At 43.8% G+C, this 13,511-nt stretch carries 8 protein-coding genes; 4 read left to right on the top strand and 4 right to left on the bottom strand.

Annotated features, from left to right (window positions below):
• Window positions 1–253: 253 nt before the first annotated feature.
• Entirely contained in the window at window positions 254–1,033 is a 780-nt protein-coding gene (locus tag H4W00_RS05550) for a UTRA domain-containing protein (protein ID WP_209956605.1), read from the bottom strand.
• A gap of 375 nt (window positions 1,034–1,408) precedes the next feature.
• On the opposite strand from H4W00_RS05550, the gene hutU reads away from it, so the two are divergent.
• The 4 genes from hutU (at window position 1,409) to hutI (ending at window position 7,328) form a co-directional block, all read left to right on the top strand.
• Window positions 1,409–3,151 carry a urocanate hydratase gene (gene hutU / locus H4W00_RS05545; protein WP_209956604.1) on the top strand — a complete coding sequence of 581 codons (1,743 nt, stop codon included), beginning with the start codon at window positions 1,409–1,411 and terminating at the stop codon, window positions 3,149–3,151.
• A gap of 128 nt (window positions 3,152–3,279) precedes the next feature.
• On the top strand, window positions 3,280–4,839 hold the full coding sequence (hutH, locus tag H4W00_RS05540; RefSeq protein ID WP_209956603.1) for a histidine ammonia-lyase: 1,560 nt from the start codon (window positions 3,280–3,282) through the stop codon (window positions 4,837–4,839).
• 53 nt (window positions 4,840–4,892) lie between these two features.
• A complete protein-coding gene (gene hutG / locus H4W00_RS05535) occupies window positions 4,893–5,957 on the top strand; it encodes a formimidoylglutamase (RefSeq protein WP_209956602.1) in 1,065 nt (354 codons plus the stop codon).
• A 45-nt stretch (window positions 5,958–6,002) separates the two neighbouring features.
• Window positions 6,003–7,328 (top strand): imidazolonepropionase, encoded by a 1,326-nt coding sequence (hutI, locus tag H4W00_RS05530; protein WP_209956601.1) that lies wholly within the window; start codon window positions 6,003–6,005, stop codon window positions 7,326–7,328.
• Window positions 7,329–7,578: 250 nt separating this feature from the next.
• Here the strand turns inward: hutI and metE are convergent, their stop codons facing one another.
• From metE to gdhA, 3 genes are all read right to left on the bottom strand, one after another.
• Window positions 7,579–9,969 (bottom strand): 5-methyltetrahydropteroyltriglutamate--homocysteine S-methyltransferase, encoded by a 2,391-nt coding sequence (gene metE, locus H4W00_RS05525; RefSeq protein ID WP_209956600.1) that lies wholly within the window; start codon window positions 9,967–9,969, stop codon window positions 7,579–7,581.
• Window positions 9,970–10,252: 283 nt separating this feature from the next.
• Entirely contained in the window at window positions 10,253–10,441 is a 189-nt protein-coding gene (locus tag H4W00_RS05520; RefSeq protein WP_209956599.1) for a PepSY domain-containing protein, read from the bottom strand.
• Window positions 10,442–10,626: 185 nt separating this feature from the next.
• Window positions 10,627–11,973 carry an NADP-specific glutamate dehydrogenase gene (gene gdhA, locus H4W00_RS05515; protein WP_209956598.1) on the bottom strand — a complete coding sequence of 449 codons (1,347 nt, stop codon included), beginning with the start codon at window positions 11,971–11,973 and terminating at the stop codon, window positions 10,627–10,629.
• Window positions 11,974–13,511 lie beyond the last annotated feature (1,538 nt).

The raw sequence follows: 13,511 nt of genomic DNA, 5'->3' as shown, positions 1-13,511 counted from the left end.
TGGCAGCAAAATATGAGCTGCCCAGCTTATTTTATGGCAATTTATTATATATGCTTATAACTCGCCGATTTGAGGATGCAGCACCTATTTTTCAATACATATTCAACATTATTAATACGCTTGTTAGGACTATAGGTTGAGATAGCTTTAGGTTGAGATAGCTTTTTTTAAAATTGATAATGATGGTCTACTTCTATACTAGCGCAACTGGGTTAGAAGAAACGTACAAAAATAGTGAGCATGGGTAAGACTACTACAGCTCACCTGCAAACTGGTAGCGATCACCCGCATGCCACATTTTGACAAAGGTTAATACTTGACCTGATGAATAAGTCTGCCGGCTGAGCACTAAGGTGGGTGACTGCTCCTCAACCTGCAACGCGTGAGCCACCTCTTTTGGTGCCGCTAGCGCTCGGATAGTATAGCTGCCTCGCTCGAGTGGACTCTTAGCAATCAAATAATCACTGGTATTAACGATACTAAAGTCTTGTTCAATAAATCTCGGAACTTTTATCGCATCTACCCAACGTTCTTCAAACTGAATAGGCTGTCCATCAGCGAAGTGAATAATCTTTACTTCGTATAACACAGCCACCTCATCGTCATTTAAGTCGTTTTTGACCACTTGCTGAGTAAGCAACACTTGCGGTGCCTCAATATCGAACTTACGGCGCAAATACTCATTGAGCATACCAGCTGTGATGCTGCGTTTACTCACCACCTGCGCTTGATAATCGCGATTAGCCGACTTTAAGTCTTGCGCAATGTTACGTACTTCAACGAAGGTATGATTAAACTGTTGCTGTGCTACGAAAGTTCCTGATCCTTGTCGACGCTCTAATACTCGTTCTTCGCTTAACTCTTTTAAGGCTCGATTCACGGTCATTCTCGAGACTCCAAACTGCTCAGCTAACGCCATTTCTGTAGAGATGGCCTCGCCTGCTTGCCACTTGCCGCGATGAATATTATCTAATATTGCATTTTTAATGCGTTGATACGCAGGAACTGTCTTTTTTGTGCTCAGTTTGGTCATGCCCATCGTCACCTTTGTCATTTTTACTTTTGTTGTGCCCACTATCGATTATCAATTCTAACTATCAGATTTAGCCTTCAACTTTAACCAGCAATATCAATCACACTAATGCCGCCATAATATCATGGCATCGTCAAAATCATGGTGCTATTCATCGTTCTATAAAAACCACATTGCAAATAATTAAACTCTTGGCTAAAAAAAACTTGCAAGATAAAACAGTCTCTGATAATTTGTATATACAAATTATAAATAATCTTAATATACTAATGCTGTTATTAATCATGCTTCATCAACACCCCCTAAGCAGGTTATTTTAAATAATTCATATTAATAGCCTTTTTGGGCACGAATAGACGACCCCAAGGAACGACGATGATTACTAGTAATAGAACTAATAATGGAACTAATAATGAAACGACCAACAATAATGAATTTACCCGCCGCGATGAGACTCGTAATATTGCCGCCCCTACTGGTAGCACCTTGCATTGCAAAAGCTGGCTGACCGAAGCACCTTATCGCATGCTACAAAACAATCTGCATCCTGATGTGGCTGAAAATCCTAAAAGCTTGGTGGTTTACGGTGGTATTGGTCGCGCGGCGCGGAATTGGGAAAGCTATGATCAGATTCTAGAGTCTTTAAAAGTCTTAGAAGATGACGAGACGCTACTAGTCCAATCAGGTAAACCAGTGGGTGTCTTTCAGACTCACGAAAATGCACCGCGTGTATTGATTGCCAATTCCAATCTGGTACCGCGCTGGGCGACATGGGAGCATTTCAACGAGCTCGATCGCAAGGACTTGATGATGTATGGCCAGATGACCGCTGGTAGCTGGATATATATTGGTACCCAAGGTATCATTCAAGGCACCTATGAGACCTTTGTCGAAGCAGGCCGCCAACATTATGATGGCAGTTGGGCAGGACGCTGGATCTTAACCGCAGGTCTTGGTGGTATGGGCGGCGCGCAGCCATTAGCCGCGACTTTTTCTGGTGCGACTTCGCTAAATATTGAATGCCAACAGTCCAGTATCGATTTTCGTCTGCGCACCGGCTATGTCAATAAGCAAGCTAATGATTTAGATCACGCTTACGAACTAATCAAACAGCATACAGATGCTGGTGAAGCAGTTTCTATTGCCCTACTTGGTAACGCCGCCGACATATTATCCGAAATGGTAAAACGTGCGAATGCAGGTGGTATGAAACCAGACTTAGTAACAGACCAAACTTCAGCTCATGACTTAATCAACGGCTATCTCCCTAGTGGTTGGAGTGTGGAAGAGTGGAAAGCGGCGCAAGAAGATCATAATCAACATGCAGAACTAACCAAAGCAGCGGCTGCGTCTTGCGCTGTACACGTACAAGCTATTTTAGACTTGCAGGCTATGAATATCCCAGCGACCGACTATGGTAATAATATTCGCCAAGTGGCGTTTGATGAAGGGGTTAAAGATGCCTTTAACTTTCCAGGCTTTGTGCCCGCTTATATTCGTCCGCTATTTTGCCAAGGTAAAGGCCCGTTTCGCTGGGTCGCGCTATCTGGCGATCCGGAAGATATCTACAAAACCGATCAAAAAATCAAAGAGCTTTTCCCTGAAAATACTCACATCCATCGCTGGCTTGATATGGCTAAAGAGCATATTCAGTTTCAAGGATTGCCTGCACGTATTTGCTGGTTAGGTTTAGGTGAGCGTGATAAGGCAGGACTTGCCTTTAATGAAATGGTCAAAAGTGGCGAGCTAAAAGGCCCTATCGTCATCGGCCGTGATCATCTAGATACCGGTTCAGTTGCCAGTCCTAACCGCGAGACGGAAAGTATGAAAGATGGCTCAGATGCGGTATCTGATTGGGCATTATTAAATGGTCTACTAAATGTCGCAGGCGGCGCAACTTGGGTGTCACTGCATCATGGCGGCGGCGTTGGCATGGGCTACTCACAGCATTCGGGTATGGTTATCGTCGCTGACGGTACGGATGCCGCCGCCAAACGCTTAGCTCGAGTGTTGGTCAATGATTGTGGTTCAGGCGTGATGCGTCATGCGGATGCTGGCTATGAGCTGGCGATTAAAACGGCTAAGGAATATGGTCTAAATTTACCGATGATTAAGTAGCGGCTTTTGAACATTTAACCACGTACTTTGGTTGGACTACTTAACTGTCTTGAAACAGGTGTTTGAAACATATTTTCAATTCGTTAAGTATGTCCAATAATATAACCCATATAAACAGGAGCACTGTTATGACCATTATACAGAACCTAATTCTAAACCCACGCCAATTAAGTTTTGAGATGTTACGCGGTATTTATGATCAACCCGTTACCTTCTCGCTACCCGATAGCGCCTACGACGCAATAGACGCTTCACACGAAGATGTACGAACCATCATTGCTCATGATAAAAGTGCCTATGGTATTAATACTGGTTTTGGCTTATTGGCCAAGACTCGAATTAACGATGATCAGCTTGAGTTGCTACAGCGCAATCTTATCGTATCGCACTCTGTTGGTACTGGTGAACCCTTACCAGACGGCGTGGTTCGGCTGATAATGGTCATGAAGGTTGCAAGCCTAGCACAAGGTGTTTCTGGGGTACGCCGAGTAGTAGTCGATGGTTTATTGGCATTAATCAACCATCAAATTACCCCGCATATTCCGGTTAAAGGGTCAGTCGGTGCGTCTGGCGATTTAGCGCCTTTGTCCCATATGACCCTAGCGCTAATGGGTGAAGGAGAGGTCTATGTCGATGGTCAATGCGTGCCAGCCGCTGACGCTCTAGCACAGCATGGCCTTGAGCCCATTACCCTTGCCGCCAAAGAAGGCCTAGCCTTAATTAATGGTACCCAAGTCTCAACCGCTCTAGCGCTACGGGGCTATTTCTTAGCACGTGACTTATTAGAATCGGCAACTATCGTCGGCTCAATGTCTATCGATGCCGCAAAAGGCTCAGATGCGCCATTCGATGCACGTATTCATGAGGTTCGTGGTCATCATGGGCAAATCGAAATTGCCAAAGCGCTTAGAGGCTTGATTAAAGGTAGTGACATTCGCGCCTCACACCAAGGGGAACAAGACGACAGAGTACAAGATCCCTACTGCTTACGTTGTCAGCCACAAGTCATGGGTGCATGCCTCGATATTATCAATCAAGCGGGTCAGACCTTATTAATTGAAGCCAATGCGGTAACCGATAATCCGCTGATTTTTAGCAACGACGATGGTCCGATTGCGATCTCAGGTGGTAACTTTCACGCGGAGCCGGTTGCATTTGCTGCTGATATCTTAGCCTTGGCTATTGCTGAAATTGGTGCCATGTCCGAGCGCCGTGTAGCATTACTGATTGATGCAACTTTATCAGGTCTACCGCCATTCTTAGTTGACAATGCTGGCTTGAACTCCGGCTTTATGATTGCGCATGTGACCGCAGCAGCATTAGCCTCTGAGAATAAGTCCATCGCCCATCCTGGCAGTGTCGATAGCATTCCGACTTCTGCCAATCAAGAAGACCATGTCTCGATGGCAACTTACTGTGCACGGCGTTTATATGAGATGGCGCAAAATACCGCGACCATTATCGGTATTGAGCTATTAGCAGCGGGCCAAGGCATTGATTTTCACCACGGGCTTGATACCTCAAAGCCATTGACGACAGCTCATCAACTCTTACGTGAGCAAGTTACTTTTTATGATAAAGACCGTTACTTAGCGCCAGATATTGAAGCGGCCAAGCAATTGATACTCAGTCGTTCTTTAACGGAGTATTGGCAGGAAATGCGCAATGACTGGTACCTTTCTAAATAAGGTTCTTTCTAAATCAACAGATATCTTCAAATCAATTTTAAAGGAGATCAGCGATGACTATAACAGCCGTTAGCCAAACCACTGCTGATATGGCGCTATGGACAGGACGTGCGGAGCCATTTGAAAGCGCGCGCGCCTGCTATTGGTATCAGCTGGCCCAGCCTTATGCGTTTGATAATATAGGACAGCGTATCGGGCTGGTTGGCTTTGCCTGCGATCAGGGCGTTAGACGCAATCAAGGCCGCGTTGGGGCAAAAGCCGCGCCGCCACTGATTCGTAGCGCGTTTGCTAAGCTACCAGTTATCGCTGAACTACAGCAACATTTTGATGATGAGTTGCCGACATTATTAGGCGATGCCGGCGATATTCACTGTGATGATAACGATGGTTTTGCCGAGCAGCTGCTTGAGCAAGCCCAGCAGCAATATGCCAGTGTTGTCAGTAACGTTATTCAACAAGGCAGTCTACCTATTGGTCTTGGCGGTGGTCATGCGATGGCCTATGGTAGCTTTTTAGGATTATGGCAGGCGCTTCAGCAGGCTGCTAATGGTAACACCAGTGAAAACAATACGGCCGACATACCGACTACCCCCGTTATTGGCATCGTTAATTTTGATGCCCATCTTGATATTCGTCAATCTGATGTGGCGACTTCAGGTACCCCTTTTCGCCAAATCGCAGAACACCTTACTGAACTTCAGCAGCCTTTTCACTATTGCTGTATTGGGGTTAGCCGCTTTTCCAACACCGCCGCGCTATTTGATCGTGCCGACAGTTTGGGTGTCCGCGTTATCAGTGACGAGGACTGTTATTATCAAGCATGGGAAACACTTGCCGCTCAGATTGAAGCGTTTATTAATCAGGTTGATGTGGTTTATTTGACCATTGATATGGACTGCTTTCCGTCTAGCGTAGTCCCTGGAGTCAGCGCACCCGCTGCCTATGGTATCGAGCTGGGCTTCGTTGAGCGGGCTGTCAAAACTATTATGGCATCCGGCAAAGTAAAGATAGCCGATATCGCTGAAATTAACCCAACCTATGATAGTGACCAACGCAGCTGTAAAGTTGCTGCTCGCCTATTGGCTCTTATTATAGAACGCCACTTATTCACCTTATAGCTAGTATATAAACAGCTAGCACCTAGCACCTAGCAGGAGTATATTATGACTAACGCTACCAACCAGACGACGACTGATGCCGCAACCATGGCATCGTTTGATCGTGTTATTATCAATGCCAATCTCGCCACTTTTTCAGCGCATTATGGCTTTGATGTGCCTACCAACCGTAAAGAAAACGGTAAATCAACAGCAGCAAATCGCGCACCTTACGGTCAGCTACAAAACGCTGCTATCGGTATAAAAGAAGGCAAGATTGCGTGGATTGGGTCAAATGAACAGATGACCCCACATCTTGCTGATTATCAAGCAGAACAAATCAGAGATGTTAATGGCGGCTGGATAACGCCAGGTTTAATCGACTGTCACACCCATTTGGTCTACGCCGGTAATCGCAGCAATGAATTTGAGGCGCGTCTACACGGCGCCAGTTATCAAGATATTGCAGCGCAAGGCGGCGGGATTGTCGCGACCGTCAGTGCGACTCGCGCAGCCAGTATTGAGGAGATATTTGCCCAAAGTGAAAAACGTCTGCTAGCGCTCATAAAAGAAGGCGTGACCAGTGTCGAAATCAAATCTGGCTATGGTCTGGACTTAGATACTGAGCGCAAAATGCTCACCGTCGCGCGTCAACTGGGTGAAAAATACGATATCCATGTCAGTACCACCTATTTAGCTGCTCATGCTTTGCCGCCCGAGTATAAATACCGTGCGGACGACTACATTGAGCAAGTCTGCGAGTGGCTACCAATTTTACATAGCGAGGGTCTAGTCGATGCAGTCGATGGATTTTGTGAAAACATTGCTTTTAGTTCAGAGCAAATCAGACGCGTCTTTGAAATGGCCCGCTCATTAGATTTGCCTGTCAAACTCCATTCAGAGCAGCTGTCTGATATAGGTGGTAGTGCCTTAGTTGCTGAGTACCAAGGACTATCTAGCGATCATTTAGAGCATTTATCAGAGGCAGATATTAAGAAAATGGCCGCCAGTAATACGGTTGCAGTGCTATTACCCGGTGCTTTTTATACCTTGCGTGATACCAAGCTACCACCGATAGCAGCACTGCGTAAACATCAAGTTGCTGTCGCTATTTCAACCGACTGTAATCCGGGCACGTCACCGCTGACCTCGCTATTACTGGCGATGAATATGGGCTGTACGCTGTTTTATTTAACCCCTGAAGAAGTACTAGCAGGAGCCACTCTTAACGCCGCACAAGCATTAGGGTTATCACATAAAGGTAAAATAGAAATCGGTTATGATGCCGATCTAGCGCTTTGGGATATCACTCGCCCTGCGGACTTATGCTATCAAATTGGTCTTAATCCTATTACCGATATTATGCGTCAAGGCCAGTGGCGTAAAAGCTAATATCGAAATATCTGAACCCACTTCGCAACGAATAAAATGTAGTTGGGAAAAATTTTGAAGGCTCGAAAAGTGACGCGGTCATACAGCAAGCGAGGAAATTTTTACCAGCCACATGAACCCATAGCTCTATTTTATTTGATACTGAATGTACAAGTCTCATATTTGGTTCACTATACAAGAAAAGCCCCAATCAATTGATGATTGAGGCTTTTTTGGTTTATAAGCATAAAAAACTTATAACGCTAAAAGCTTAGGCCGCGTATTTTTTACGCACGATTTCTGTCATCTCGACCATGTTACGCAGCTGTTGACGTACTTCTTCCCAGTTGCGAGTCTTTAGACCACAGTCTGGGTTGATCCATAAGCGCTCGATTGGGATATATTTTTGCGCTTCATCAATAACAATCTGCATGTTATCGCTATCAGGGGCACGTGGGCTATGAATATCATAGACCCCAGGGCCAATAGCGTTTTGGTAACCCTGTTGATAATTGTCTTCAGTATTGGTAGAACCATCGGCCCCATCAATGTTGCTGTCCACTTTAAAGGCATCTAACAGCTGCAATCCTGAGCGTGCAGTCTCGATGGTAATGACGTCAGCATCCATGGCGGAGATATGATGTAGACAATCATGAAAGCTTGAATAACACATGTGGGTATGAATCTGAGTTTCAGGCTGGGCACAGCTGGCAGAATGCTTAAAGCTATCAACCGCTTGCTGCCAGTAATGGGCCTGTTCAGCTTGCTTTAATGGTAAGCCTTCACGGAATGCGGGCTCATCAATCTGAATAATACCAATACCCGCGTCTTGTAAATCACTCACTTCTTGATTGATGGCTTCAGCAATTTGCAAGCGCAAGATATCACGGGTCTCAGCATCACTAGGCGCAAACGACCAGTTTAGAATAGTCACTGGCCCGGTCAACATGCCTTTCATTGGCTTGTTGGTCAAACTCTGCGCGTAGGTGATCCAATCAACGGTCATGGCGTTCGGACGGCTGATGTCGCCAACGACGATTGGTGGACGAACACAGCGCGTACCATAGCTTTGTACCCAGCCATTCTTAGCCAACCAAAAACCATCCAAGTACTGAGCAAAGTATTCCACCATGTCAGTACGCTCGGCTTCGCCATGAACCAAAACGTCTAGACCTAATTCTTCTTGGTCAACCACACACTGACGAATCTCAGCTTTCATCGCGTCTTGATAATCGCTATCGCTGAGCTCACCATTATTCCACTGACAACGGGCTTTACGAATCTCAGCCGTTTGCGGGAATGACCCAATAGTGGTGGTTGGTAATAGCGGTAGATTTAACTTTGCTTGTTGCTTGGCATAACGGTCTTTAAAGATACCATCACGCGATTGCGCTGCAGACTGTGTTGGGGTCAAGCTGATATCAGTAGCCGCACTATCAGGCTGTAAATCACCAGTAGCCAGTTTGGCACAAACAACCACTTCGCTGAGTTTTTGCTTAGCAAAAGCCAGCTTGCCCTTCAAATTTTCAGGAACATCTTCTGAGGTTAAATCAACTGGTAAATGTAGCAAAGATGAGCCGGTACCAACCCATAAGCGCTCATTAATACTGCCATCAGCCGCTTTTGGCTGGTTACCATTAGTATAAGAATGAGGAGTGTTCAAGCGCTCATTGGCCTCTAGCAAGATCTCTTGAGCACGGGCTTGGTCAGTGGTCCACACGCTACGGCCATCCACCACACCGATTGATAGTAGTTTATGACTGGGTAGGTGATCAATCACTTGGGTGACATATTGCTTCGGCTGGCTTGAGCGAGTGATATCGATATGAATACCGCTAACGGGTAAGTTACAAGCGATATTGCAGTTATTACCTAACGAGTCAAAGTAGTTAGCAACGATGATTTGTGGCGGCGTTTGTTGTAGACCGTTATAAGCACGCTCAAACGCTTGCTGCCAGCGACCCTCTAAGTCCAACGATAAAATTGGCTCATCCATTTGTACCCAATCAACGCCTTGCTCACCTAGTTGATTGAGCAGATCAGCATAAACCGGCAGCAGCTTATCGAGGTGATCTAGCTTGTCCTCAAGCTTTGAGGAAGCTAAATATAAGAAACTTACCGGACCAACCAATACTACTTTTAAGGCTTTATCGGTTTTACCGCTGTTTTTAATAATAGCTTTGGCGTCGCTTACTTGTTTGAACACCTGAGTAAAGTCGGTATTGCTAAAGTCTTCATCGGCTTCTAATTCAGGCACTAGATAATGATAGTTGGTATCGAACCATTTAGTCATTTGCCATGCGGCAGTGTCTTCATATTGACTCGTATGGTCGCGACCACGGGCAAAGTAGAACTGACGATCAAAAGTATCTAAGGTTTGCGCGCCAGCAAAACGGAGTGGCTGCACACCGAAGGCAACAGCCTGGCTTAGCACTAGGTCATAATGGGCAAAATCGCCCGTAGTGATAACATCAAGGCCCGCATCGATTTGGTCTTGGATATTGGTAGTAAAGACTTCTGCTAGCGCAGCTTGGGTAGTCGCCTTGTCTTTTTTACCTTTCCAGTAATGTTCTAAAGCAAATTTAGTTTGACGTTTGTCACCGATACGTGGATAGCCTAAAATATGGCTAGGTACTTTAGATTGCTGGTTTCCAGTAGTCATGTGCTGCTCCATTAATTATATTCAATATTTAAGAATCAGGGTTTAAAGATTGGTATAAATGCATTCGATGGAGTAATCATAACTGACTATTGAGATGAATAAAAATCAATTTACTTATTATAAGATGAATTATATTAATGTTAACAACTTTGACTTGGTTTAAGATGTTTATACTATGTCAGCTATTATGAGTAAGCACTTACTTCATTATCAATAAAAAAGTACCTGCCGGTGACTACTAACAAGTGCTTTTGCGTTTAAAACAGTCACTACTCTACAATGTTTATTTTTTGACCTTACTATTGAATATCTCGCCCGTATTGGCATTAACCTTTAACTCAATAATCTGGTTGCTTTTAAGCAGTTCGACTTCGTAGTAGGAGGTATAATTGGCGTAATCGCGGTCATTCTTAAACTCAATTTTCAGGGCGCGCCCGCCTATTTTTTTCTCAAGACTACATATATCAGTCACTTAAAAACTTATTTAGTAATTTTTAACGAGCCTAGATTAATATTTTTTAGATAAAAAATTACCGCGCCTATCATCAATGCATAGACGCGGTAGTTGTTGCTTATAAGTGTTCAAATTAAACAGTAACTATCAAATATAAACGATATTGGCTCAATATAGACCATCAATACGATAAACTAAGGGTCTTAGTTAAGAATACCGTAAGCAACTAAGGCATCAGCAACCCGCTTAAAGCCAACCATGTTTGCTCCAGCCATATAGTCAATATAGCCGTTGTCTGTCTGACCATACTGTTCTGAAGCTTCAGCGGCGCTATCGTGGATGTCTTTCATAATACTTTTTAGGCGCTCATCAACTTGCTCAAAAGTTTGATACTGACGCACAGAATTCTGTGACATCTCAAGCGCAGATACGGCCACACCGCCAGCATTGGCCGCTTTACCTGGCGCATAATGCACCTTATGTAGGCGAATATGATCAATGGCTTCGGCGGTAAGTGGCATATTAGCCCCTTCAACGACATATTTTACGCCGTTGTTGACCAATGACTTGGCATCGTCTTCGTCAACTTCATTCTGAGTGGCTGATGGGATAATGATATCAGCTTTGATGTGCCATGGCTTTTGCTTGGCAAGCCATTCACCACCAAAAACAGCGACATAGTCCGCTAAAGGCTTGCTTTGTTCTTTTTGCGCTTTAAGCCAGTCAATTTTTTCTTGATTGAGACCTTGCTCATCATGCAAAGTACCTTGTGAATCAGAAACAGTCAGTACCATACCACCTAACATACAGACTTTTTCGGCGGCATGTAGTGAGACATTACCAGTACCCGATATCAATACTTTTTTGCCTTTAATGTCTTGTTTTTGGACAGCGAGCATATTTTCTAGGAAATACACAGCTCCGTAACCAGTGGCCTCAGTCCGCATTAAGCTACCACCAAAACCAACACCTTTACCAGTGATAACGCCGGTCGATTCGCGGGTTAGATTCTTATACATCGCATACATATAGCTGACTTCACGACCGCCAACACCGATATCGCCAGCTGGTACGTCAATGTCTTTACTCACATAGTGATGTAGCTCACGCATAAAGGCGTAGCAAAAACGGCGAATTTCAGTTTCTGTTTTGCCTTTAGGGTCAAAATCAGAGCCACCTTTACCACCACCGATTGGCAGACCGGTTAGAGCATTTTTGAAGATTTGTTCAAAGCCTAAAAATTTTAAAACAGATTGGCTCACGGTCGGATGAAATCTGAGACCCCCTTTATAAGGGCCCAGAGAATTATTAAACTGGACACGCCAGCCACGGTTGACTTGGATTTCTCCGTGATCATTTTCCCAATTAACACGAAAGGCAATAACACGATCAGGCTCTACCAAGCGTTCAAATATTTTTAAGGTCTCATATTCAGGATGTGCGTCATATAACGGCTTAATGGTGAGGGCGACTTCTTTTACCGCTTGGACAAATTCAGGCTGATGCGCATAGCGTGCTTCAACTTTTTCGATGGCTTGACTGATACTCATAGGTCTTCCTTAAAATAAAAATTGTGATCGTACTTGATTATATCCGCGTAGTATCGTATTACAGAAAGCTATAATACTGCAAACACTGATGTAGAGTCGGAGTCGTCCTCATACGTTGTCACGTATAAAAACGGCTGGGATTGCGAGTCCACTGACAGTGTGTCTAAGAGACGAAAGAGACTTTTATATCGTCTCTATATGTCATATTGACAGCATTGAAAACTGTCGAATGTCGATAGTCTTCAATGCTATGACAGATAGTATCGCAGGTATAAAATGACTCCTAACATGCGTTTGATGATCGGATACTTTATTTTGCCTATTTAATTTACCTTGCTGCTTAAAAAAGTCAATCCTATATCGCAGTATTAGTGTTATCAATCATGGTTAATACCTATTTCTGACAATACTGATTTTGGCAGCACTCGTTCTAACAACGCTTACAATTTATTATAAGCAGATTTTTGTAGGCTAAGAAACCAAAAAACCAGGAAAAATATTAACACTAAGTACTGAAAATTTCTTGTATTTAATTTTTTTAATTTTAAAAAAAAGAGTATGAAGTCAATACTGAAAGTAAGAACTTATGATGCCTAGTCTTAAAGTACCATTATTCTCAATAAGCCTCGCTGTTTTTAGTGGCGTAGCACAAGGTATTATGATTGTTTCATTACCACCTTCGCATATTAAGTCGGGCTGGATATTATTGGACATCAAGCACACCTCATAAATCCTAGCAAAATTTATTTGACTAGTAATGCGCTATAGTCGATTCAATTTAAACAAGATCCAGTGCTACTGGGATGCTACTGTAACAAACGTTTTGCAGGCTCGAAGCACGCTTGCAAACAGCACGCCAAAAAAATTTATACCAGTAGCACATTGCTACACACGACTCTCTTTTATTGTGAACTGACTATAAGCTGCTGTTGAGTTAATTTGCTAGTCATGTGCGCAGCTTAAATGAAAAACCATCAGCTGTCTTATAAAGATTAGTTGAGGTATTACATACTGGATGATTCCAATGAGCCGAGACAAACTGGTGATTGTCAATAACTTTGCCAGTCACCATATGGCAAAATTAAGCTTCATAAGTAGATGACTTCCTTAATTGATCGCTTTAACTCATTAAATTATATAACCTTTACTGATAAATATACCTCGCCCGCTCCTAGGCGTATGCTTTATTAATTGTCAACCTTCATCCACAAGCTATTAACAGTAATCAGTGTACCCGCCCTGCTAAGTAACAGTAACTCACTGAATAATCGGGCATACTGTGGTTAAAATACCTTAAAAACGCTAGGGTACTGCTGGTATAAGGTTTTTGCAGCCTCTGTCTGCGTAGGTGCAGCAAGCAAGAAAAACTTATGCCAGCAGCATCTTATGTATCGATATTACTTTTCATTGACTATTCATTGACTATTCATTGACTATATTGTCATCTTAATTATGTCTTCTCTTCTCTTCGCTACTTAACTTTTTATCCAGCCTTTTATCCACCCTTTTATCCAACCCCTGATAGTGGCAACCTCTGC

This window comes from Psychrobacter sp. PL19, assembly GCF_017875835.1.
In the GTDB taxonomy this organism is placed as follows: Bacteria; Pseudomonadota; Gammaproteobacteria; order Pseudomonadales; family Moraxellaceae; genus Psychrobacter.
Note: the sequence above shows the minus strand (reverse complement) of the source record. Positions and strands in the feature narration are given on the sequence as shown.